This window comes from Millionella massiliensis, assembly GCF_900104655.1.
GTDB lineage: Bacteria > Bacteroidota > Bacteroidia > Bacteroidales > Rikenellaceae > Rikenella > Rikenella massiliensis.
This window is the reverse complement of the sequence record NZ_FNWD01000002.1, coordinates 387,511-409,170: the sequence shown is the minus strand read 5'-3', so window position 1 is coordinate 409,170 and position 21,660 is coordinate 387,511. Positions and strand designations below refer to the sequence as shown.

Here is a 21,660-nt window from a genome sequence, read left to right as displayed (position 1 = left end):
CATGGACAAGATTAACGGAATAGCTCTTGACCAGTTTGGGGCAACCCTGCTGGCCGGGTATCTGGAGGCGCTGATGGCCCCGACCTCCCTAAAAGCATTTATCGAGAATGACGATAAGACGCAAAACGGGACGCAGGTTCTGGTTACTGATGCCCGTTTGGCAGAGCGGGATGTCACGCTCTCCTTCCTCCTACAGGGAAACAGCACAGCCGAATTCACGGCGCGCTATACCGCTTTCCTGCAAGAGCTGTACAAAGGGCAAATTACCCTGTACGTGGAGGCTCTGGACCTGACTTTCCGGCTGATATACTCCAACACAACCCAATTCAACAACTATCAGCTTCACGCCTGTAAACTGGCCGTGAAGTTTCGGGAGCCGAATCCCGCCGACAGAACGAACGAATAATGATCGAAGTCAAAAACAGAAATGGCGAACCACTCTACTCCGCTCCGGTGACAACCGAAGCACTGTTTCGTCATGAGCTGATGACGGAAGAGTACGTGCAGCTGGTATTCAACGAGGTCTCGCAGGTCGATTTCCCGATCGGCTGCTATCTCGAACACGAGGGGCGAAAGTACGTGGTCACGACTCTTGTCTACCCGGAACTGATCGACGGCGGTTACAAGTACTCCATCCGTTTCGAAGCCGAGTGGATGCGCTGGCGAAATATCTCCTGTTTCTTCGTCAACGAGTTCACCGGAAAACCGGAGGCCAACTGGTCAATGACCGCTACGCCCGACCTGTTCCTGCAGCAGATCACCCGCAACATCAGCCGGGCCATCGGGCAGACCTATACCTTCGCCTACGATTCGTCGCTCACCGCTACAAAAGACCTGACCTTTGACAACAAAACGGTGCTCGAAGCCCTATCGATGATTGCCGAGGCGTTCGAGACGGAATGGTGGGTCGAGGGGAGCGTCATTCACCTCTCCCGGTGCGAGCACGGAGAAGCCGTGGTGTTGACGCAAGGTGTCAATATCGGCGCCCCGACCTCCTCCGGAGAGAGCGAATATGCCACCCGTATCTATGCCTACGGCTCGACCCGCAACATCACGCAGGATTATCAGAGCGGCGGTACCACCAACGCGCTGGTCGAAAAACGGCTTACACTACCCGTCGACCGGTATCCCAATGGGTACCGGGACATCAAAGCGGGGCTCTCCGCCGAAGAGATTATCGAAAAAACGGTCATCTTCGACGACATCTACCCGTCGTCCGACTTCCCCATTTCTTCGGTGCGGATGGATCTGCGGCTGGATACGGACACCATAGTCGGCACGAACGAGGACGGAACACCAATCTATGACACCTGCCCGGTCTACTACTTCAAGATCGAGGGGATCGACTTCTCGGACGAGCTGATTATCGAAGGGCAGACTTTGAAGGTTCACTTCCTTTCCGGTCACCTGCAGGGGCGGGAATTCGAACTAGCCTACCACTCCACCTCGAAGGAGTACGAGATTGTCACGGACCGAGAGAACGGCGCAGTCAAGCTGCCCAACGAAACACTGATGCCGCAGGATGGCGATACGGTCATTCTGTTCAACATCCAGATGCCGGACGAGTACGTAACCTCGGCCGAGAACCGGTTGGCAGAGGCTCTCGAAACCTATGTAAACGAGACGATCCTTGCGGATACCTACACATACAGTTTCGCCTCAAATCCCGTAGCGTTTGCCAAGGAATCGATCGCTTTGACTGTCGGACAGAAAGTAACGCTGAATTACGTATTTGGCACGCTCGACACACGTGTCCTCTCAGTCGAATTTCCGCTGTACGCTCCTTCGAAAATGGAGATCAGCGTTGGCGAGAACACCCCGAAAGGCAAGCTCGAGACCATCGAGACCGAGACCGTCAATGCATCCAGTCAGATCGAGATCATCCAGGCGTATAACAATGCTGCCAAGACCATTCAGAACCAACTGAACCGGGCAACGCAGATCATGGCCGAAGGGCTGGCCAAGCTCGGCAACATGTGGTATATCGACAAATCGCAGGATACCACGGCCGACAAGAGTGATTCTTCGAAATGGATTATCCGTACCTCCTATCCGGTATCGACCGACCAGTGGATCGCCCAGTTCGGGATCTACACCGGAGGCGAAGGAGGCGGAAGCGGCAGCGGAACGATGTACCATGACCAACTGGAACATCTCGACTATCCCGACCAGCACCCGATTGCCGCGATTGCGGGGCTGCAAAGCGCCTTGGACGCTAAGGCGAACTCAAGCCTGTTGGCTGGAGCCATTCTTGGGAAAGGTTGGGATTCCAGCTTAAATACGACCGAAGTAGGCACGGGGTTTCAACGACTTTCCGAAGGTTCTTCGACTGTCGGTCCTTACATTTCATTCGGTCACTCAGGGTATATCGCACAGCTAACAGTGGGCTACACCGATTACGCCGGCTATAGCGACATGCTCAAATACCGGGTTAGAAACGGCGAAAGTGCATCATGGACTGACTGGAAAACTATTTGGCACTCCGGTAACGACGGAGCCAATTCCGGTTTGGATGCCGACCTGTTGGATGGACGACAAGCAAGCGAGTTTTGGGGGCATTTCCTGACCATAATCGACGCGTCGGCTCTCAGCGAAGATTATTACTATCCGGTGACCATTTACGTGGCATACCGGAATCGAGTCCGCATTAGCGTCATGGTTGATTTAGACTCGAAAACTAAACCCTCGTGGAGTACCCATGCCAACGGATTTTCATGCCGGTTTATCGAAGAGGTCAGTGGAGACGGCTGGGGCGCTATTGCCAAAAATAGAGTTGTACTGGATTCGACATACAAATGGGCTAATAAAAATCCCATCGGTAAGGTGGATCAGATGACTAACACAAACAATGAGGTTATCTATGTTCGGGGCGGGGGTAAATATTATTTCTACACGTCTCAGGCTCTCACTGTCACTTTACGTACGTCAGCCTATACTGGTGGAGGACAAACTGTTTCGCCAATCCTCGCCTCATCGATAAATCCGGAGCCTCACAAAGCAGGGGATGGCCTTGTTGGTCTTTCAACCCTCTATTGCAACTCGATCGTAATAGGCGGCCACATCATCACGTGGGACTCCACCAACAACGCACTCAAGATTGACGGCTCAGTCTACACGACCGGTTCCATCACTCAACTGAAATCGTAAATCATGGCAGTACAAGACACCTTACCCAGCACCAATCTCGGCTTCTCAGACATGGCCGACACATACGGAGTAGCACGGACGGCAGACCTCGGTACCATGTACAAGAGCGGCGCCGCGAACATGTTTTCCCGCCGCAAGCCCATCGATCAGCCTGGTATTGACGTCTCGGATCCGACCGGTGTCGATGGCGATATGTCGTTGGAAATTCCTCTGTGGACGGGTACGATGAGCAGCACCCCGCCTTCGTGGAGCTACCGGCGACCGACGGGCGGCGAAAGTTCACCGTACAGAGGTCGGGACAGTGCCGGACACTACAGGCTGGCTCGGGCGTTCGTGACCTCCGGCAAGGTGGGGACCATAGTTTTCGAGTGGTCTATCCGGAACTCAGGTAATGGAACCTACGGGCCCATTCTGACCCTCGAGTTCACCCGACCCGCGAATGCCGGCAACTTGCAGCCCAATCAAATAAAGCAGCATGGGGCGTATCTGTCCGAGTGGTACTGGTGCGTTCTGCTGCGTTCAGCCGACAAGATGACCAGCTACATGTTCGTGGCCGGGGAAATCCAGCTCGACGGGATAACCGCCTATTCCAAACTCGGCGGTGGAGGTTATAAGATCATGGCCTCGCTGACAGCCGAGATGGTCGACAAGCTGAAGGGCGGCGATGCCGTCTTCTTCCTGTGGTTGCCCACAAAGGACATCGGCGGTCTGTCGTTCGACGCTATCCAAAGCCTGAAGGGCAGCGGCAAGATGATCGGCGTGTATGCGGGGCGAGACCCCGGCACGGGCGATATATGGCTAAATCCGGTACCGATGACACTCACGCGAAGAACCGGTAATGTGATGATGACCGAAGAGAGTTTCAACGCAGCGTGGACGACGGGGAGTCTTGGCGTCGGCGGTTACGCGGCTTTTCCCGTGAAACTGGCCATCACTGGAGGGGATGGGTCGCTGGTCAACAGTGCCGCGATGAACTGGGATGCGGTCTATTCTCCAACCGGCGTAGACAAAGCATTTTTGGCAACGATTCAGACGGTCGAGAACCCGAACATGCGGTCGCGCAGTGTGACCCTGACGGCCTACCGCGCTACCTATCCTTCGGCCAGCCTCGCTCCTGCTGACGACAAGACGACTTTCAAGATTGTACAGGCAGCTCGTCCGATGGAGATCACCTTCAACCCGAAAGAAATGACCATTAGCACCGCTATCGGATATGTCTTCTTCGACTGTCCTTCGGATGGACAGTGGTATGTCCGGGCAATTACCACGACAGAACAGCCCCCGGTCACGGGAGGCAATTCGGTCAGCTGGATTGCCAAGTTGTTCAAGGTCGGCAACACCGACGGTCAGATCAACATGAGCGAAGAGCTGCCGATCAACCCCACCAGCGGTTATATGACCGGACCTGCGTATGTGTCCGTAAACTGTATGGAGGTGAACCGCACCGGCACCGACAGAGTAGCATACATACACATAGCCCATTCCGGCGGATATAATACACTAAAAATAACCCAATTATCACAATAACACATGGAAACACAACTCATCAACAAGGGACAGAAGTCCAGCGTGGAGGCCTACGAGATGCAAGTCTCCATTGACGACGTGACCTATCTGGTCAGCGGGGACGTAACGGTCGAGGCTGGAGCTTTGGCCGGGATCAACAACGCCCGAGTAATCAACGAGACGGAGCAGACCGACGGCATACCGGGGCAGCAGGTAGGGTTCTACATGACCCGTGACGGCCGGTCGATTCTGACCAGTTCGATCGATCTCGAAGTCGCCGATGCGTCGATTGCAGCCATCCGCGCATTCGTGGAGGCCATCAAAGCCAAGTTCAGCCAGGAGTAACCCGACAAAGCGAGTCGAGATGAACACAGTACGTAACCTGCTCAATCGCCTTTTCCGGAGAAAGCAGAAAGTCACCCGCATCAAAGGCGATCTGATCGTCGAAGGCAACCTGATTGTCGAAGGAACGATCGTTTCGTTGCAAAAGAAAAATTAACCACCTCAAAACCAAACAACCATGAAAGAACAGATCATTGACACCGTGGCACTGGCCACGAAGGACGTAGTGGAGGTAATCGGCCACTACCAGGACACCATCGCATCCCGTGACTTTGCCATCGGAATCCTGATCGTGGCGCTTGCTTCGGTGACCTTTCTCGCCGTCCGCTGGGGAATGAAGGTCTACAACTACAAGAAGAACGGACTTTCAATCTAAACGCCATGAAGATGACCAACCAAGAGGCGGCCGCATTGTTGCCCATTCTGAGCCAACTGAAAATCTGCGTACCGGGGTCTATTGGCCCCGGTACCGCCGACAAACTGATCGATCTGACCTGCGAGGTGCAGGAAGCGTATGAGCAAGCCATGAAGAAGTTCGGTATCATCCGGGATCAGACGAAACCGGAAGGAACCGCATCGTGGGAGGAAGCGACGTCAGAGCAACGATCCGCATGGGAAAAAGCAATGGCCGATCCGGTCCGGGTACTGAACGACAAAGAGGTGACGATGAGCGTCGAGCCGCTGACGCGCGAAGAGTTCCGGCAGTTGACCGCAGCCAATACCCTCACCGGCGCTCAGGCTGCTTTCCTCCGCCGAGTGCTGGTTGAGAAACAGGTAGTCGCCGGCGGGACATGCCCGTCTCGCCAGAAAGGACCGGCCCAAGTCGGTGCGAACGGATAGAATCACACAATCCTAAAAGCATGGAATACATCGCAGTCATCATCAGTGCAATCGGAACCATCATTACGGGCGTACTCGGCCTCTATTTCAAGTACAACCAGAAGTCGAAAGACAAGCTGACCGACCTCAAGATCGAGAAGTTCAAGCAGGACGAGGAGGCCAGAAACCGACGGCGGAACGACAGCTCGGCAACCGTATTCGGCGAACTGTGGAACGTCCTCTACCAGCTGAAAGCCGACCGGGTCTATATCGTACAGCCACATCCGCTGGGCGACGAGTGCATGCTCTCGATCTATTACGAGGTGAAGCGTAAGGGGGTTGAAGGCATGAAGGAGATGATCCACGACCTCAAGATGTCGGAGGTCGCCAGATTCAGTGCCGACCTGAGTAAAAACCTGTTCATGTACATCACCAATATCGACGAACAGGTGAGTGACAAGTACGCCAAGGCGCTACTTTCATCATGCGGTTGCGTTCAGGTGGCGATCAAACGGCTCAGCGACAACAAACACGACTGGGTGGGCAGTATCTTCTGCGAGTTTACCCACCCGATGAACGTCACGCAGGAGGTGACGCACGCCGTGCTGCACGAGGCTGCGGTGAATATCCAGTACATCCTGCCCGAATACAAGTAGAACCCTTTTGAATCCATCACACGCATGAAATACTTTACCATCGAGGAGCTCTGCGCCTCAGATATCGCGGAGCGAAAGAAAATTGACAACACGCCGAACGCTGACGCCCGGCTGCGTATGCAACGGTTGATTGAACAGTTGCTCGACCCGATCCGGGCAGCCTGGGGCGGCCCAATCATGGTGACCAGCGGGTACCGCTCCCCAGAACTTAATAAGAAGGTGGGGGGCGTATCGAACTCTCAGCACATGAAAGGTGAGGCGGCGGATATTACCGTCGGCTCAGTGGAAGACAACAAGCGGCTGTTCGATAAGATTGTCGAGCTCCAGAAGGCTGGAAAGATTGCTTTCGACCAGTTGATCGACGAAACCAGTTACAGCTGGCTGCATATCTCCTTCAAAGCAACGGGGAACCGCAATCAAGTTTTGCACAAGAAGGGATGAATGCGCAGAGTTTGATAATTCCAGGGCTCGCCATCGTGGCGGGCTTTTTCTTAGGCCGGGGCTGCTCGCGCTCCCGGACAGAGGTGATCGAAGTGACATCGACAGATACTTCGACCGTTACCCTTATCGATACACTGAAAATAAAGCGACCTACTGCGGTGGATGTGCAGCAAAAAAGGACTGACACCATATCGGTGGCCGTGAATAATGGCAAGGTAACTTCAATTCAACCGTGGGGAAGCGGTTCTAAAGTGCAATCCGAACCGGTAAAAACCGGCACGGACACGGTGATGCTACCGGTAAAAGAAGGCACAGAGTCTGTAAGCGCGTCAGAGGATAGTGGCTCTATGCTTTTGAAAGTGCCAATCCCTATTTACCAGTACAGTTTCCGTGATAGCCTCTATTCTCTAAAGGTAAGCGGATTTAACGTTGAAATTGACGAGTTTGAGATTTATCCTCGAACGATCTACAAGACCATCACCAACACTGTCGAACGAAAGGTAACGGATAAAAAACGCTGGGGCATCGGGGTGCAGGCCGGGTATGGCTATAACTTTGGAGCAGGAAAGCCCGGCCCGTATATCGGAATCGGCGTGCAGTACAGCTTGTGGAGGTTTTAAATGAGAAACAGCCTGGCGGGTATATGGTCATGCAAATAAAAAAAAGGGACTGAATAGTCCCTTTTTTAGTCCCTACTTTTTGTAAGTAGTTAAGTTTCAGTATTTATTGCGGAGAGAGGGGGATTCGAACCCCCGGTACAGATTACTCCGTACGGCAGTTTAGCAAACTGCTGGTTTCAGCCACTCACCCATCTCTCCGGGCGCTGAAAGCGGTACAAATGTACGGCTTTCAACCGTTAATTCCAAATCATTTTTCGCTTTTTATGCAAAATTATTAGTGGCTCGATTCGCCAGGTTTACCGATACTCTCGCGCATCGTCGTGTCGGCCTGAATGTTACGGATCTTGTAGTAGTCCATAATTCCGAGATTCCCGCTACGGAATGCTTCTGCAATCGCCATCGGAATCTCAGCCTCAGCCTCGATAACTTTGGCACGGGCTTCCTGAGCCTTTGCTTTCATCTCCTGTTCCAAAGCAACAGCCATGGCACGCCGCTCTTCGGCACGAGCCTGTGCGATATTTTTATCGGCGTTGGCCTGGTCCATCTGCAGTACGGCGCCGATGTTCCGTCCGATGTCGATGTCGGCGATATCGATCGAGAGAATTTCGAACGCTGTACCGGCGTCCAATCCTTTTTCCAGTACGACACGCGAAATGAAGTCCGGATTTTCGAGTACGGTTTTGTGTGAGTCCGAAGAACCGATCGAGGAGACAATCCCTTCCCCTACACGGGCCAGCACGGTCTCTTCACCGGCACCGCCGACCAACTGTTTGATGTTTGCGCGTACAGTGACACGCGCTTTGGCAATCAATTGGATGCCGTCTTTGGCAACAGCCGTTACGGGCGGAGTATTGATGACTTTCGGGTTGACGGACATCTGTACGGCTTCGAATACGTCGCGACCAGCCAAGTCAATCGCTGTAGCCATTTTGAAATCGAGCGTAATATTGGCCTTTTGAGCCGATACCAGTGCATGTACTACGTTGGCCACGTGACCGCCGGCCAGATAGTGTGCTTCGAGCTCATTGGGGTTCAGGTGCAGGCCTGCTTTCGTCCCTTCGATCATGGCGGATACGATGGTTCCCGGCGGTACTTTGCGCCAGCGCATTAGAACGAGTTGCAGGAGACTCATGCGAACTCCGGACACCATGGCCGAAAACCAAAGGCCGATGGGAATAAAGTAGAGAATGATCCAAAGCAGGATCAACGCGGCTACCGAAATAATGATAGCAGTGGTCGAAAATTCCATAGGCATAGGGAGAAGGTTAAGAGGTTAGCGGGGTTAGGCCGGATCGGTGATCCGGACGATAATGTTGGCGTTGTCGTATCCGATGACGACCACCTTCTGTCGGGGATCGATATAGCTGTCGAGTGATTTGGCTTCGTAGATCTGGCCTTCGATCTGGACTTTTCCCATCGGGGCCAGTCGGGTAAGGGTGATGCCTTGTGCACCGACTTCTACCTGCCGCTCGATTTTATCGGGTTGTACTTGAGATTCAATATTCGTTTTGAGGGCAAAACGGTTCCAGGTTCGGGGGCGGAGACAGAGGATGGTCAGTACGATCAATAGGAAAGCGACGATTCCAAGAACGATGAATCCCATCGTGGCGCCTCCATCGACGAAGGCCCATGCCACGGCTCCCACCAGGCTGGCAAAAGCTCCGATGGCGGCAATGGTAATTCCCGGGAGCAGAACCAGCTCGACAACGAACAGGATCAGTCCCAACAGAATCAGCAGTGAGATCCAGAGCATCATAGGGCTGAGACTTTAATTTTGACGTTGGGCTGGCTACGCAGTGCTTCGGCCAGTTGGTCGGCTTCGGCCTGGGTGGCGAAGTTGCCGACGGAATAAATGACTTCGGCTCCGGATGAGCGGCGAATGATGGTTTTACCCGGGGCTTTCTCGGCGATAGCTTCGCGAATGGCGGTCGAAAGACGCAACTCGGCCGGGGTAATTTCGACGGTAAAGCCGTTTGTTGCAGCCTCTTCGGCGGCTTCGCGAGCGGCTGCTTCGAGAGCCTTGGCCTTGGTTGCCGCAATGTTTTCGCCGTTCGAGAAAGCTACTACGGAGGCGCGGAATCCGGCGCGTACCATTTGTGTGGCCGCTTCCTGAGCTTCGGCATAGGTTGCAAAACCACCTGCCGTATAGCGTGTTTGACCGTTGGCCGTCTTTTGGTACATCACGGGGGTCATCCCCTTAAAGGCTTCGATGCTTTTGGGGGGATTGGTGTAGAGAGCGATCTGCACGGTGTAGTACAGGCCTTTCTTGGGAATGTGCAGCACGGGCACGTTCTCTACGGTGGTGTAGTTGCGCTGGGTGGTGTCGGCGGTTTTGGTGATGGCGCTGTATACAACCAGATTCCGCGGAGCGAAGATAATATCGGCGTAGGTCATCTCCTGCGCTGCAGACTCGGCCGAGAATTTGCCGAGCTCGGTTTTGAGCGAATCTTCGGCGGCTTTGAGGCCGAGGGCCTGCGCCATGGTCGCTTCGTAGTCGAGGGTCAACTGTTTTTGCAGCGGGTAGGTGGCGATCAGCGGGGCGAGCTGTTTGCCGGCAAGCCCTTCGGCGCGGCGCACAGCACGGCTCTCCTGGTCGAGCCGCTCGAGTTGCAGACGATCGACGGTCCCGATTTTGTCGAGCAAAACGAGGTATGCGTCGAGTTTGTGGTCGTATATCTCCAGCCAGAGGCGTTCCATTTGGGCGTCGACCTGTTCGATCTGATCTTTCAGCTCGCCCGCACGGGCAAACAGGCTGTCGATGCTTTCCTGATCGTTCGCGGCGTCGTATTGACCTTTCGCGAGGGTCAGTTGCTCGTAGAGACCGGCGATCTGTTCGTTGAGCTGTTTGACCTGCGGTTCGACGCGGGGAACTTTGGCAAACAGAGCGCGGTCTTCTTTGGTCAGGTTGTCAACAAAAAAGGAGTTGGCAAAAAGGGTGCGGGCTCCTCCGGCAGTTGCGGTTCCCTGCGTGGAGGTCGCGGCCGGATCGTCCATGTGGTTGACGATGTATTCCTGTTCGATGGCAGCCACTTGGGCTGTGATTTTGCCGATCTGGCTGCGTATTTCGAACAATTCGCCCTCCAGGCGTACGATCTCTTGCCCGAGTTTATCGCGGTCCGAACTGCTTTCGAACTGTTTTCGGCTATTGTTTATCAGTGTGACGGTGGAGTCTTCCCGGTTTTTGAGTTGTTCCTGCTGCTCGAGCAGTTGCATGTAGTTCTGATCCTGTTCCAGACCGGCGATCCGGGCTTTCTGGGCATGGGCCGAGAGTGTGGCAACGCTGAACAGGGTCAGGGGAAGTATGTATCGTGGTAATTTTCGCATGGCTTTCTTACTAACGAAGATAATCAGTCTCTATTTTATTTCCAACTGCGAAGCATGAAAATGTGAATGAATCCGAAGAATTCGAGGCGCCCGAAGAGCATCAGTATGGACAGCAGCCATTTGGCGGCGTCGGGTAGACCTCCGAAGTTAGCCAGGTTGCTGACTTGACCGAAACCAGGCCCCACGTTGCTCAGGCTGGCGATTGTGGCCGTGAAGCTGGTCAGCAGGTCGATGTTCATGGCGGTCATCAGAATGGTGCCGACCAGGGCGCTCAGCATGTAGATCATCACCAGCAGGATGGCGGCATTGACGACTCCATCGTCCTGTGTGACGCCGTTTTGTTTAATCCGGATGATGGCATTGGGATGCTGTAGCTTGAGTACGCGGGCTTTGATGGCCTTGAAGACGAGCAGTACTCGGTCGGCTTTTACACCCCCGGCCGACGATCCGGCCATGGCACACTGGATGGTGCAATAGATCAGAACGATCATGGCCAGCGGTGGCCAGAAGGCATTGTCGGTGGAGGCGAAACCGGTGGTCGTAGTGTATGATACCACTTGAAACAGCCCGTAGCGAAGTGCTTCGCCGAAGCTCGTATAGTTGTGGTTCATCAGCAGGCTCCCCGAAACGAGAATGGTGCTGACGGCCAGTGACAGCAGGTAGAATCGGGTTACCTCGGAGCGAAACAGGTTGTTACGTTTGCCGCGCAGCGTAGCATACACAAGCCCCATGTGGAACCCGGAGATAATCATGAAAAAGGTGATGACCATCTCGATAACTACACTGTCGTAGTACATGATGCTGAGGTTCTTGGTGCTGAATCCACCGGTTGCGACGGTAGAAAACGAGTTGGTCAGCGCGTCGAACCAGTCCATGCCGACGACCATCAGGACGATGGTCTCGCAGAGGGTCAGGCCTACGTAAACGACAATGATGATTTGAAGTATTTTCTTGGTGGTGTACCGGAAGTTGTCCTTGGCCATCATGGACATCTCGGCGCTGGTGAGGCTCATTTTCATGCGGCCCATCGAGGGTAGGATCACGATGGCGAAGAGTACGACCCCTACCCCGCCGATCCAGTGTGTGGCGGCTCGCCAGAACAGGAGCCCTTTGGGCAGCGCCTCGACATCATTCAGGATGGTCGACCCGGTGGTGGTGAATCCCGACGTACTTTCGAACCAGGCGTTGGTGAAGTTGAATTCGCCGCCCCAAATCAGGTAGGGAAGCATCCCGAGCAGGCAGGACATCACCCAGGCCATGATCACGATCACGTAACTCTCTTTGTTGGAGAGGTTGGTGTCGTTGGGTACGAAAATCAGCGGGAAGGCTCCGACGATGGCGGTGATCAGAAAACTGAGCAGAAGGGGGTAAAAACCGGTGTCGAAACCGTTGAACAGCGAGATAATGGCCGAGATCAGCATGAATGCTGCGTTGAGCAGCATCACGAATCCGACGTATCGTATGACCAGTCCGAGGTTCATGCTTGTTTCGCGTTACCTTGATTTCTTATTGGCCGCCACCAGGGTTGCGATATACTCTTTTAGGGTATTGATTTCGTCGCGGGTGCGGACCGACACTTCGAATGGGATGCGGCTATTGACGTATCCTTTGAGCGATTTGGTGATCTGGAGGATCGGGCCGACAAAGTAGTTGTTCAGCATGAAGTAGAACACCATAATCAGCAGGATGCCTGCTCCGAGGGCGATGATCCCGACCATCGAGGCCCGGTAGGCATTTCGTTCGAGTTGAGCCGTATAGTTTATGGTCCGCTGCTGGATCTGGACCATAAACTCCTTGATAGTGTGGGTTAGGTTGTAGTACGATGTTTTGTATACGTCAGTAAACCAGCTGAGCTGTGTGCTGTCGGTGACTTGCGATACCACCTGTACGTAATCTTTGAAGGCCCGATCGATGGTTGCGAGTTGTTCCGGTTCGTTGAGCGTCGAGGCCTGTGCGGTTTGGAAGGCACGGTCGAAATCCTGATTGCCCTTTACGATGAGCGAATCATAGAGCGGATGGTGGGCGCTGTCGGTGATCCAAAGCAGCAGGGCTGTGTTTTGTTCCTGTACGGCATCAAGCATCTGCTTGGATATTTCGATACTGCCCTGGCTTTTCGATAACAGGTTGTGTGTCGCTCGGTTGAAACGGGTTAACTCAAGCGATGATATAATTCCGGACAGAAAAAGCAGGATCCCAATTGTAATGAATCCCAGCCGGATTTTATTCTTGATTCCCATGGATTGGTTGGAGGCTAAGCGGGTGTAAATTTAGCGTTTTTTCCGGATATGTCGGGCTCGGGGACGGTTCTCGGTGGGTGTCTGAACGGTTTTGGGCGTTTCCGGCAGAACTTTCGGCTGTGTTGCGGGCTTCGGCTCGGCGACTGGAAGCGGGAACAGTTGCAGGAAGAGTTTGCGCAGTGCATCCTGCCCGAGCATCTCCAGCGGGAAGCCGAAGGTTCGGAACTCACCGCTGCGTACGCCCGAAACCGACAGCAGGTCGGATTGCACGAGGTTTGCCTCGCCGGTCGGTTGCAGACGGTCGATGGTTGGCGTTCGGTAGCAGCTGTCACTCTCGCCGAATGGGTTCGGCAGGGTCTCGCCCCCAGCGTAGCCGAGCAACTGTTTCATTTCAGCCGGGACATCCGGATCACAGCCGAGGTAACTGCCGGAAACGATGACCGGAATTTTTGCCTGGCTTAACCGATTGAACTGGTCAAATATCTGCTGGCTGAAAATGTGGTACCGGTTTGGATAGTTGCGTTGCGCTCCGACGAACAGGTCGACAACCTGGTACTGCGACGGGCGGATCGGCATCTGTTCGAAGGTCTCGCGCGAAGCGCTGGCAACCGAGAATCCGGCCTGCAGCAGGGCTTCGCCGTGTTGTGCGATGTAGTCGAACGAGTTTCCGACTCTCCCCTGCCCGACCCATGTCGTTGCGGAGGCTCCCCAGCCGGGCGTGTCGTTGTCCACGAAGGCCGAGAGTGGCTCGAAGTCGGTTTGCGGGCCGACCAGTGCGCGATCCTGTCGGTAGGGAACGCCCGGGTCGGCATCGGTGTCGAATCCGACAACCCTGCCCGTCTCGTTTCTCTTCAGCGCCGGCGGGCTTACTCGCGTGAAACCGTTGACAACCAGTGCCCTGCCCCGCTCTTCTGTGGCCAGCCCGGCGCAGACGATTTCGCTCGGGAAGCTCTCGCCCCCTTCGTTGATGGCCGTCACGCGGTAGCTGTAAATCCGGCCGTCGCGGGGAACGGGAAGTTTGATTTCGGTGAAGCGTGTTTCGGTCCCGTTGTCAAAAGCCCCGGTGCGTCCCGCGCGGCGTGATATGCGGTAGCGGGTCGGGGTGGCCGTGGGTTCGAGCGGATCGACGGCAGCCTCCCACCTCAGCAGTACGGAGTCGCCTCCGGTCAGTTCGGCACGCAACGACTGTACGGGCAGCGGCTGGACGGTGTAGTTCACGCCGTAGCGGTCGGCCAGGAAACGCAGCACTCCTTTGTATATGGCCCGGGCCATGTCGAATCGGAAGGCCGGGTCGAGGGCGATGGCCATGTCGTTGGCATTCTGGTGCGAAAACATCTCGACCAGAATGGCCGGCATGTCGGGACGCGAGATTTCGGCGTAACTTTTGTCGTACATCGAACGGCGTGTCCATGTGGAGTCGTACTTGGCGCGGATGTCATGAACAATTTGGGTCTGAACCAGATCGGCCAGATCACGACCGGCCAGTTTGCTCTTGCCGTTGGTGTAGGTCGATCGGCAGCGGTTGGTGTAGTGGATGCTCAGTGTGCCGACGATCGAGTCGCAGATGCCGGCGTCGCTGTGAAGCCCCAGCGCCAGGTCGAGCGGGATTTGTTTCTGTCGGCGGATATAGTTGCACCAGTCGCCGTTACCCTTGAAGTTGTCGGTATAGTCGAGCATCCGGTGCTCCTTGTTGTCGGGCGAGATGGTCTCCTGTGCATAGATCGAGTCCGGAACGCCGCAGTACTGCATCCAGTAGCGGGCGGCCTCCTGATAGCGCGACACGCCGCTTAACAGCCCGGCTCGCTCCACATGACCCATGCCGCCGCCGATTTTGACGGCATCGGCCGTTATGGTTCCTTCGGGGGCGTTGTCCGGAGCGCTCAGTATGATCTTTGAATCACCGTTGAGTGGGAAGGTCCCCAGCCAGACCCACATGCCGCCTCCGATACGCTGGTTGATCTCAAATTCGGCCGTCCCACCCGCATGATAAACGGTGTATTTCACCTGTGTCAGGTTGGTAGGCTGCGCTTTCCAGCTGACATATACGCCGTACTCAGCGGGTGTCTGCACGCCGGGCAGATAGGTGATCTTCGGATTCAGACCGGGACCTGTTTTAGCTTCAAGAACAGTTCCTTGCCGAAAAGGATTTTGCGTGTGCAGGGTGTCCTGCGGGGCAAAACCCTCGGGGCGCTTGATCCAACTGCCCGAGTGCTCGATGCCTGCTCCGGCCGACGATCGGTCGTTATCTGCGATGATTTCGATCGGCTGCGGGTCGCGTTCGCGTGCCATGACCACCACGGCACCGGCATTTTCGAGCATCGGAGCCAGATACCGACTTGTGAACTCTTGTGTATTCAGGTCTTCGATCGTACAGAACAGGGCCGGACGCTGCCATTTCCAGGCGGAGTCCTCCTCTTCGTGGTAGTATTTGCCGTGGCCGCCCCAAAGCGCGATGTGGCGACCGCCCAGTCCGCGGCCGTACAGCGATCGGTCGGTACGCCGCACCAACGGTCGGGTGTTGGCCGGTGTACCGGTACGTTTGGGGTCGCGATCGGCCGACGAACGGTAGTAGTTCGGAATGAAACGCTCGGCCGGGATATTGTAGGCGTAGAAACGCACGTTGCAATCGGCATACTTTTCGCCCAACCGGGCACGTACGGAGTCGGCCCACTGGTCGAGCAACTCCTGGCGGATGGAGATTTGCGCCAGGCCGACATTGCAGTAGAGGCGCACCGTCTTGCGGTCGGAGCTCAACAGCACCTTTTCCAGTACGACGCTTCGCAGCGATTCGCTGCGCCACGGTTTGAAAAAGTCAGGACGTTTGCCCAGTTTCTTCAGAATGGAGAACTGTTCGGATTTGGTGCTCGATGCCGAAACTGCCGCTTCGGATGCCGATGCAAATGATGCTGAAAAACAGAAAGTAAATAAAATAAGAAAAAGTCGTCTCATGGCTTAGAATTCACCGACCTCCACTTCGGTGATGCGGTCGTCGTCCACAACGAAGCGCAGTGCGGTGCGGATGCCCTGGTACCCATGGCCGGCGGCTCCGGGATTCATGTGCAGCAGGTTGTATCGGCGGTCGTTCATAACTTTGAGGATGTGCGAGTGGCCGCTGATGAACAGGCGTGGATGGACCTGTTCGATCCACATGCGGGCTTCGGGCTGGTAGTGGCCCGGATAGCCGCCGATGTGGGTGATCACGACGCTCAGATTTTCGCAGATCAGGTGTTTGAATTTGGGATAGACCGTGCGCACCCGATGGTCGTCGATGTTGCCGTAGACGGCCGTCAGCGGCCGGAACGCGGCGATCCGGTCGGCCAGTTCGAGCGAACCGATGTCTCCGGCGTGCCAGATCTGCTCGACGGGGTCGAGAAACCGCATCACCGGGTCGTCGAACGTGCCGTGCGTGTCGGAGATCAAACCTATTCGTATCATGGGGTGTACAGTGGGGTCAATGTCGCACCAAAGGTATAAAAATTAGACGTCGGAACCGTGACGTTTTTTGCGAAACCAACTCTGCGGCATATCTCCTGCTCCATCCTGTTGTCCCGTGGGAACCTGTTTCGCCGGCCGCCCACGATCTCGGCGAAATCCGCTGGATAATCCCCGCGGAAAAGATTACCTTTGTTCTATGATGAGTAATATTCCCTTGGCAGAGCGGATGCGTCCCCGGACGCTCGACCAATATATCGGTCAGACCCACCTGGTCGGACCCGAAGGGGTGCTGCGCAGGTTCGTGGCGACCCGAAACCTCTCGTCGTTCATCCTTTGGGGGCCTCCCGGCGTGGGGAAAACCACCTTGGCACAGATCATGGCCCGTTCGCTGGAGCGCCAGTTCTTTACGCTGAGCGCCATCAATGCCGGCGTCAAGGAGGTGCGCGACGTGTTGGAGAAGGCCCGGTCGAGCCGCTTTTTCGATTCGGCACCGCCGATTCTCTTTATCGACGAAATCCACCGTTTCAACAAGGCGCAGCAGGATTCGCTGCTCGGGGCCGTCGAACAAGGCGTCGTGACGCTGATCGGGGCGACGACCGAAAACCCTTCGTTCGAGGTCATTCGGCCGCTGCTCTCGCGCTGTCAGGTTTATATTCTGAAGCCCCTCTCCGACGAGGATCTGCTCACCCTTCTGCACCGTGCCGTGACCGAAGATACGGTGCTCAAAGAGATGAAGATCGACGTCAGGGAGACCGATGCCCTGCTGAGTTTCAGCGGCGGAGACGCCCGGAAACTGCTGAATATCGTCGATATGATATGCAGCACAGCCGAAGGTGGTGAAGTCCTGATCGACAACGAAACCGTCCGTAACTCCCTGCAACAGAACGTGGCCCGGTACGACAAGAACGGCGAGGAACATTACGACGTCATCTCGGCTTTCATCAAAAGTATCCGCGGGAGCGATCCCAATGCCGCCATCTACTACCTGGCCCGGATGCTGGCCGGTGGCGAGGAACCGCGATTCATTGCACGTCGTCTCTGCATTTCTGCCTCCGAAGACATTGGGCTGGCCAATCCCAACGCCCTGTTGTTGGCCGAAGCCTGCTTTAATACGGTGCACAACATCGGCATGCCCGAAGCGCGTATCACGCTGGCCGAAACGACCATCTATCTGGCCACGTCGCCCAAAAGCAATTCGGCTTACATGGCCATCAACAAGGCGCTGGCTCAGGTCGAAAGCGAAGGGTACCGTCCCGTACCGCTCCACCTGCGCAACGCCCCCACCCAGCTGATGGCGAAGGCCGGCTATGCCACCGGCTACAAATATGCCCACGACTACCCCGGCCATTTTGTCGATCTGGAGTTCATGCCCGAGGGAATGAGCGGCACCCGCTTTTGGGAACCGGCCGACAATCCTGCCGAGGAGCGTCTCAAGGCGCGTATGGACGAACTTTGGCGCGGAAAATACTAAAGCGTGCTTGGCATTATCCGGAAAATGATTAGATTTACAGAAAATACTATCCTTCACTATGACGATGAAATACAGCCATTCGGGCTCCAAGAGCAAAGATATTCGTGTCGAGATTCCCGGATTTACCGATGACAACAAAAAAGGACCCTTCTTCCTGATGGCCGGCCCCTGCGTGGTCGAAAACGAAGAGGTTGTGATGAACACTGCCGCCCGGATGGTCGAGATTACCTCGCGTCTGGGCATTCCCTATATTTTCAAGGCCTCCTATCGCAAAGCTAACCGAAGCCGTGCCGACTCGTTTACCGGAATCGGTGATGTGCAGGCGCTGAACCTGCTGGCTAAAGTGCGACGCGAGTTCGGAGTCCCGGTCGTGACTGATATTCACAACCCCGAAGAGGCCGCCATGGCTGCCGAGTATGTCGATGTGCTTCAGATTCCGGCTTTCCTCTGCCGTCAAACCGACCTGCTGACCGCAGCCGCCGAAACCGGCAAGTGGATCAATATCAAGAAGGGACAGTTTCTGGCTCCCGAATCGATGGTTTTTGCAGCCGAAAAGATTACGGAATGCGGGAACCACAACATCATGCTGACCGACCGTGGAACCATGTTCGGCTACCAGGATCTGATTGTCGACTTTCGCGGTATTCCGACCATGCAGAAAACCGGTTTCCCGGTGGTGGTGGACATCACCCACTCACTCCAGCAGCCTAACCAGAGCAGCGGTGTGACCGGCGGTCATCCCGAAATGATCGAAACCATTGCCCGGGCTGCCATTGCCGTTGGTGCCGACGGGCTGTTCGTCGAGACCCACCCCAATCCGGCCTGCGCCCTCTCCGACGGAGCCAACATGCTGCACCTCGACCGCATGGAAGCCATGTTGGAGAAACTCGTGGCCATTCGGAAAACCATTCTGACATTCTAACCCAACCCCGATACCATACATTTTAAACCCCAAGATGGAAGAGACTACGACGACATCCGCCGTTGACAGCAAACGCGAACAGATTATCGAAACGCTGAGAACCAAATCAGCCCTGTTGCAACATATTTTCGACAACACCCAGCAGGTTTTCGGCCAGTTGAAAGAGATCCTGCAGGAGTACGCCGTGGAGGTGAACGAACAGCTGGAAGGAACGACCGACAAACGTGTGAAGATGGAGTATCGCGATCGCGGTAAATTCGAAGCCCAGCTCCAGATGGCCGGCGATATCCTGATTTTCAGCATGCACACCAACGTATTCCAGTTCGAACGCGAGAATATCATCTGGCAGAACTCCTACGTCAAACAGGACAAGCAGAACGCCTATTGCGGCATTATCAATATCTACAACTTCCTGTCCGACTCGTTCAAATACAACCGTTCGGCCGACGAGGGGTATCTCGTGGCCCGTATCTTCATCAACCGTGACTTCCAATACATGGTCGAAGGCAAACGGCAGGTGACCTTCCGTCACGACCGCTTTGGCCAGGGAGCCATTACGCCCGAGGCGCTGACCGAGATTATCGAAAACACCATGGCCTATACGCTGGATTTCGACCTGCTCGTCCCGCCCTACGACACCATCAAACTGGTCACCGTCGACCAGATGAATACGAAAATCGAGAACTCGAAACTCCAAACCGGGAAACGGTTGGGGTATCAGTTCCGCTCAGACGATGTGTAGATGCAGACATATTGCCTTTACTCTCTTTCTATTTAGTCTGGCCGCCATTGCCAACGGCCAGACTCCACCTTCAACGGGCCGAGCCAGGTCCTCCCGAAATTACGACGAACAGATACATAGCGAGAATGCGATCGTTCCCTTCAACTATCGCGAGCAGAGCGAAAAAGCCGACGCATTCTACGACACGCTTCGGATGCGTGAATACAAAAATCCGTTGACCCGTTTTCTCTTTCGTTCACTGATACGCGCCGGCAACAGCAGCGACGAAGGGATGCCCTCACTCGACTTCAAGCAGAACCGGCGCTATTTCGAACAGTTTTCCGGCAAACGCATCTCGGCGATCCACCTGACCCATGCCAACGTCTTCTCGCCGCGCGACTCATCGGTCGAGATCGGCTGGCTGCCGCGATTGATGGACAAAATCCATATTCCCACCCGAAAGAAGCAGCTGATGCAGAATCTGCTGTTTGAAGTCGGCGATACGGTCAATCCCTATGCCATGGGGATCAACGAAGAGTTGCTGCGTAATCTACCTAATCTTGCGACGGCCTATTTCGTGGTCATGGAGGACCCGAATGATTCGACAGCCGTGACCGTCAGCATTTTTGCCCGTGACAACTGGTCAATCAGTGCCGACGTCAAGGTCGGAAGCATCGACAAACGTCTGGCTGTGTTCGATCGAAACTTTCTGGGCCTGGGCGATGAACTCAAACTGACCTTTTCGAGCGAACAGGGTCTCAGTAACATTGGTACGCAGATCAATTATACGGCCCGCAATTTGCTCGGTTCTTTTACCGACGTTGCTTTGCAGATGGGGGTCGGGGCTAATTGCAACAGCGGTCAATTTTCGGTCGATCATCCTTTTATACTGCCCTCCGACTGGGGCTATGGGATCAACGTCGGGCGCACCTATGCCCGTGAGGACATGACCCTTAGCGACACGTCCTACTATATCAACAAACTGCAGTTGGGCGGATGGGGCGGCAAATCTTGGTGTCTGAACTGGAGGAACGGAACGAGTATCTATACGGCTGTCTCGCTGACCAAAGAGCAGTTTATGAATGCACCGCCGCTAAGCGAGACGTTGAACCCCTACTATCATAACGATATTCAGTTTCTGGTCAGTGTCGGCGTGGCACGGCGCAACTACTTCCAGGGGAACATGATTTACGGCTACGGTCGTACCGAAGACTTGCCCTATGGTTTTCGTGCCGAGTTGATTGGAGGTCGGCAGTGGGACGTATGGCTCGGTGCACGTGACTATTGGGGCCTTCGGTTTTATTGGGGTAATTTATTGGGAAATCATTATTTGGAAGGAGGGGTTGCACTCGGTTCCTATTTCACGTCGGACTATACCCCTCAGCAGTCTGTCATCAAGGGGCAGTTGAAGTATTTCTCTCCGCTGGTACGCTTGCGGACCAACTATATCCGCCAATTCCTGCAACTTTCTACCACAATGGGATTCAATCGACTGGAGGGGGAACGCGAGGCTTTGAGGTATGAAAAGCAACAGGGGTTGGGTATCCGCGGACTCTCGGCGAACAGCTGGATGACGGGTTATAATCGGATGACGCTCAGCACTGAAACGGTACTGTTCACACCGTTATATCTGTATCAGTTTCGGTTTGCATTTTTCCTGTTTGGTGACGCCGGGTGGCTGGGTTACAATAACAATATTTTTCGTAATCGTTTTACCGGGGCCATTGGGGCCGGGGTACGAATCAAGAATGAACGTCTGATTTTCAATAATATCGAGATTCGTCTCGGATATGCCTTCAATCGACCGCCCGAGGTGGGATACAGCTATTTTTCAATCTCGAACGAACAGAATTTTGAGGAGGGCAATTTTGCTCCGAGGCAGCCTCAGATTATTCCTTATCAGTAGTATCTTGGGGGTGGGATATTAATGGCGAAAGTTATTATACGTGGATGAGTGTGTTATTGGGGGAGAAATGAGGTTCGTTATGGATAGGTGCTAACGGACGGAAGTTCAATGTC

At 54.8% G+C, this 21,660-nt stretch carries 21 protein-coding genes and 1 tRNA gene; 14 read left to right on the top strand and 8 right to left on the bottom strand.

The window, feature by feature from the left end; translation table 11 throughout:
• Nucleotide 1 precedes the first annotated feature (1 nt).
• Genes BQ5379_RS01700 through BQ5379_RS01660 form a run of 10 tightly spaced genes read left to right on the top strand, consistent with a single transcriptional unit; the run spans nucleotide 2 to nucleotide 7,531 of the window.
• Nucleotides 2–406, top strand: coding sequence for a hypothetical protein (locus BQ5379_RS01700; RefSeq protein WP_071133834.1), 405 nt, complete (start codon nucleotides 2–4; stop codon nucleotides 404–406).
• Nucleotides 406–3,147, top strand: a complete 2,742-nt coding sequence (locus tag BQ5379_RS01695) for a hypothetical protein (protein ID WP_071133833.1) — start codon at nucleotides 406–408, stop codon at nucleotides 3,145–3,147. The genes BQ5379_RS01700 and BQ5379_RS01695 overlap by 1 nt, the downstream gene beginning before the upstream one ends.
• Before the next feature lie 3 nt (nucleotides 3,148–3,150).
• Nucleotides 3,151–4,674, top strand: coding sequence for a hypothetical protein (locus tag BQ5379_RS01690; protein ID WP_071133832.1), 1,524 nt, complete (start codon nucleotides 3,151–3,153; stop codon nucleotides 4,672–4,674).
• Nucleotides 4,675–4,677: 3 nt separating this feature from the next.
• Nucleotides 4,678–4,998: a hypothetical protein gene (locus tag BQ5379_RS01685; RefSeq protein WP_071133831.1), complete on the top strand. Its 321-nt coding sequence runs from the start codon at nucleotides 4,678–4,680 to the stop codon at nucleotides 4,996–4,998.
• 19 nt (nucleotides 4,999–5,017) lie between these two features.
• Nucleotides 5,018–5,152: a hypothetical protein gene (locus BQ5379_RS11365; protein WP_262493650.1), complete on the top strand. Its 135-nt coding sequence runs from the start codon at nucleotides 5,018–5,020 to the stop codon at nucleotides 5,150–5,152.
• Between the two features lie 21 nt (nucleotides 5,153–5,173).
• Nucleotides 5,174–5,371 carry a hypothetical protein gene (locus BQ5379_RS01680; protein WP_071133830.1) on the top strand — a complete coding sequence of 66 codons (198 nt, stop codon included), beginning with the start codon at nucleotides 5,174–5,176 and terminating at the stop codon, nucleotides 5,369–5,371.
• Nucleotides 5,372–5,376: 5 nt separating this feature from the next.
• The gene (locus BQ5379_RS01675) at nucleotides 5,377–5,835 is read left to right on the top strand and encodes a BAR domain-containing protein (RefSeq protein WP_071133829.1); all 459 of its coding nucleotides are present in this window, start codon (nucleotides 5,377–5,379) and stop codon (nucleotides 5,833–5,835) included.
• A gap of 20 nt (nucleotides 5,836–5,855) precedes the next feature.
• Nucleotides 5,856–6,470 (top strand): RNA-binding protein, encoded by a 615-nt coding sequence (locus BQ5379_RS01670; RefSeq protein ID WP_071133828.1) that lies wholly within the window; start codon nucleotides 5,856–5,858, stop codon nucleotides 6,468–6,470.
• A 24-nt stretch (nucleotides 6,471–6,494) separates the two neighbouring features.
• Nucleotides 6,495–6,911, top strand: a complete 417-nt coding sequence (locus BQ5379_RS01665) for a D-Ala-D-Ala carboxypeptidase family metallohydrolase (protein ID WP_071133827.1) — start codon at nucleotides 6,495–6,497, stop codon at nucleotides 6,909–6,911.
• Nucleotides 6,908–7,531 carry a DUF6808 domain-containing protein gene (locus BQ5379_RS01660; protein WP_071133826.1) on the top strand — a complete coding sequence of 208 codons (624 nt, stop codon included), beginning with the start codon at nucleotides 6,908–6,910 and terminating at the stop codon, nucleotides 7,529–7,531. The genes BQ5379_RS01665 and BQ5379_RS01660 overlap by 4 nt, the downstream gene beginning before the upstream one ends.
• Before the next feature lie 109 nt (nucleotides 7,532–7,640).
• Here the strand turns inward: BQ5379_RS01660 and BQ5379_RS01655 are convergent.
• The 8 genes from BQ5379_RS01655 to BQ5379_RS01620 all read right to left on the bottom strand — a co-directional run bounded on the left by BQ5379_RS01655 (nucleotide 7,641) and on the right by BQ5379_RS01620 (nucleotide 16,527).
• A tRNA-Ser gene (locus BQ5379_RS01655) sits at nucleotides 7,641–7,729 on the bottom strand.
• Between the two features lie 76 nt (nucleotides 7,730–7,805).
• Nucleotides 7,806–8,780, bottom strand: coding sequence for a flotillin-like protein FloA (floA, locus tag BQ5379_RS01650; RefSeq protein WP_071133825.1), 975 nt, complete (start codon nucleotides 8,778–8,780; stop codon nucleotides 7,806–7,808).
• Nucleotides 8,781–8,813: 33 nt separating this feature from the next.
• Nucleotides 8,814–9,287 (bottom strand): NfeD family protein, encoded by a 474-nt coding sequence (locus BQ5379_RS01645; protein WP_235846016.1) that lies wholly within the window; start codon nucleotides 9,285–9,287, stop codon nucleotides 8,814–8,816.
• On the bottom strand, nucleotides 9,284–10,855 hold the full coding sequence (locus BQ5379_RS01640) for a hypothetical protein (RefSeq protein WP_071133824.1): 1,572 nt from the start codon (nucleotides 10,853–10,855) through the stop codon (nucleotides 9,284–9,286). Before BQ5379_RS01640 ends, BQ5379_RS01645 begins: the two co-directional genes overlap by 4 nt.
• 35 nt (nucleotides 10,856–10,890) lie before the next feature.
• Complete coding sequence (locus BQ5379_RS01635) at nucleotides 10,891–12,336, bottom strand: TrkH family potassium uptake protein (RefSeq protein ID WP_205408185.1); 1,446 nt, start codon at nucleotides 12,334–12,336, stop codon at nucleotides 10,891–10,893.
• Nucleotides 12,337–12,348: 12 nt separating this feature from the next.
• Complete coding sequence (locus tag BQ5379_RS01630; RefSeq protein ID WP_083377522.1) at nucleotides 12,349–12,936, bottom strand: hypothetical protein; 588 nt, start codon at nucleotides 12,934–12,936, stop codon at nucleotides 12,349–12,351.
• 186 nt (nucleotides 12,937–13,122) lie between these two features.
• Nucleotides 13,123–16,041, bottom strand: a complete 2,919-nt coding sequence (locus BQ5379_RS01625; RefSeq protein WP_083377521.1) for a golvesin C-terminal-like domain-containing protein — start codon at nucleotides 16,039–16,041, stop codon at nucleotides 13,123–13,125.
• A gap of 3 nt (nucleotides 16,042–16,044) precedes the next feature.
• Complete coding sequence (locus BQ5379_RS01620) at nucleotides 16,045–16,527, bottom strand: metallophosphoesterase family protein (RefSeq protein ID WP_071133821.1); 483 nt, start codon at nucleotides 16,525–16,527, stop codon at nucleotides 16,045–16,047.
• Nucleotides 16,528–16,723: 196 nt separating this feature from the next.
• Between BQ5379_RS01620 and BQ5379_RS01615 the strand changes: the two genes are divergently transcribed.
• The 4 genes from BQ5379_RS01615 to BQ5379_RS01600 are packed head-to-tail and all read left to right on the top strand — an operon-like array spanning nucleotide 16,724 to nucleotide 21,547.
• Nucleotides 16,724–17,998, top strand: a complete 1,275-nt coding sequence (locus BQ5379_RS01615) for a replication-associated recombination protein A (RefSeq protein ID WP_083377520.1) — start codon at nucleotides 16,724–16,726, stop codon at nucleotides 17,996–17,998.
• Nucleotides 17,999–18,056: 58 nt separating this feature from the next.
• Nucleotides 18,057–18,920, top strand: a complete 864-nt coding sequence (gene kdsA / locus BQ5379_RS01610; protein WP_262493649.1) for a 3-deoxy-8-phosphooctulonate synthase — start codon at nucleotides 18,057–18,059, stop codon at nucleotides 18,918–18,920.
• Nucleotides 18,921–18,954: 34 nt separating this feature from the next.
• Nucleotides 18,955–19,662 carry a hypothetical protein gene (locus BQ5379_RS01605; RefSeq protein ID WP_071133820.1) on the top strand — a complete coding sequence of 236 codons (708 nt, stop codon included), beginning with the start codon at nucleotides 18,955–18,957 and terminating at the stop codon, nucleotides 19,660–19,662.
• Entirely contained in the window at nucleotides 19,655–21,547 is a 1,893-nt protein-coding gene (locus BQ5379_RS01600; RefSeq protein ID WP_143039361.1) for a BamA/TamA family outer membrane protein, read from the top strand. Before BQ5379_RS01605 ends, BQ5379_RS01600 begins: the two co-directional genes overlap by 8 nt.
• Nucleotides 21,548–21,660: the final 113 nt, after the last annotated feature.

What these genes read in the sequence shown, in the direction of transcription:
- BQ5379_RS11365 (WP_262493650.1), top strand. Translation starts at nt 5,018, where the DNA reads ATGAACACAGTACGTAACCTGCTCAATCGCCTTTTCCGGAGAAAGCAG.
- BQ5379_RS01615 (WP_083377520.1), top strand. Translation starts at nt 16,724, where the DNA reads ATGATGAGTAATATTCCCTTGGCAGAGCGGATGCGTCCCCGGACGCTC.
- floA (WP_071133825.1), bottom strand. Translation starts at nt 8,780, where the DNA reads ATGGAATTTTCGACCACTGCTATCATTATTTCGGTAGCCGCGTTGATC.
- BQ5379_RS01635 (WP_205408185.1), bottom strand. Translation starts at nt 12,336, where the DNA reads ATGAACCTCGGACTGGTCATACGATACGTCGGATTCGTGATGCTGCTC.
- BQ5379_RS01685 (WP_071133831.1), top strand. Translation starts at nt 4,678, where the DNA reads ATGGAAACACAACTCATCAACAAGGGACAGAAGTCCAGCGTGGAGGCC.
- kdsA (WP_262493649.1), top strand. Translation starts at nt 18,057, where the DNA reads ATGACGATGAAATACAGCCATTCGGGCTCCAAGAGCAAAGATATTCGT.
- BQ5379_RS01640 (WP_071133824.1), bottom strand. Translation starts at nt 10,855, where the DNA reads ATGCGAAAATTACCACGATACATACTTCCCCTGACCCTGTTCAGCGTT.
- BQ5379_RS01665 (WP_071133827.1), top strand. Translation starts at nt 6,495, where the DNA reads ATGAAATACTTTACCATCGAGGAGCTCTGCGCCTCAGATATCGCGGAG.
- BQ5379_RS01605 (WP_071133820.1), top strand. Translation starts at nt 18,955, where the DNA reads ATGGAAGAGACTACGACGACATCCGCCGTTGACAGCAAACGCGAACAG.
- BQ5379_RS01645 (WP_235846016.1), bottom strand. Translation starts at nt 9,287, where the DNA reads ATGATGCTCTGGATCTCACTGCTGATTCTGTTGGGACTGATCCTGTTC.
- BQ5379_RS01625 (WP_083377521.1), bottom strand. Translation starts at nt 16,041, where the DNA reads ATGAGACGACTTTTTCTTATTTTATTTACTTTCTGTTTTTCAGCATCA.
- BQ5379_RS01630 (WP_083377522.1), bottom strand. Translation starts at nt 12,936, where the DNA reads ATGCTTGATGCCGTACAGGAACAAAACACAGCCCTGCTGCTTTGGATC.
- BQ5379_RS01620 (WP_071133821.1), bottom strand. Translation starts at nt 16,527, where the DNA reads ATGATACGAATAGGTTTGATCTCCGACACGCACGGCACGTTCGACGAC.
- BQ5379_RS01675 (WP_071133829.1), top strand. Translation starts at nt 5,377, where the DNA reads ATGAAGATGACCAACCAAGAGGCGGCCGCATTGTTGCCCATTCTGAGC.
- BQ5379_RS01600 (WP_143039361.1), top strand. Translation starts at nt 19,655, where the DNA reads ATGTGTAGATGCAGACATATTGCCTTTACTCTCTTTCTATTTAGTCTG.
- BQ5379_RS01670 (WP_071133828.1), top strand. Translation starts at nt 5,856, where the DNA reads ATGGAATACATCGCAGTCATCATCAGTGCAATCGGAACCATCATTACG.
- BQ5379_RS01695 (WP_071133833.1), top strand. Translation starts at nt 406, where the DNA reads ATGATCGAAGTCAAAAACAGAAATGGCGAACCACTCTACTCCGCTCCG.
- BQ5379_RS01660 (WP_071133826.1), top strand. Translation starts at nt 6,908, where the DNA reads ATGAATGCGCAGAGTTTGATAATTCCAGGGCTCGCCATCGTGGCGGGC.
- BQ5379_RS01680 (WP_071133830.1), top strand. Translation starts at nt 5,174, where the DNA reads ATGAAAGAACAGATCATTGACACCGTGGCACTGGCCACGAAGGACGTA.
- BQ5379_RS01700 (WP_071133834.1), top strand. Translation starts at nt 2, where the DNA reads ATGGACAAGATTAACGGAATAGCTCTTGACCAGTTTGGGGCAACCCTG.
- BQ5379_RS01690 (WP_071133832.1), top strand. Translation starts at nt 3,151, where the DNA reads ATGGCAGTACAAGACACCTTACCCAGCACCAATCTCGGCTTCTCAGAC.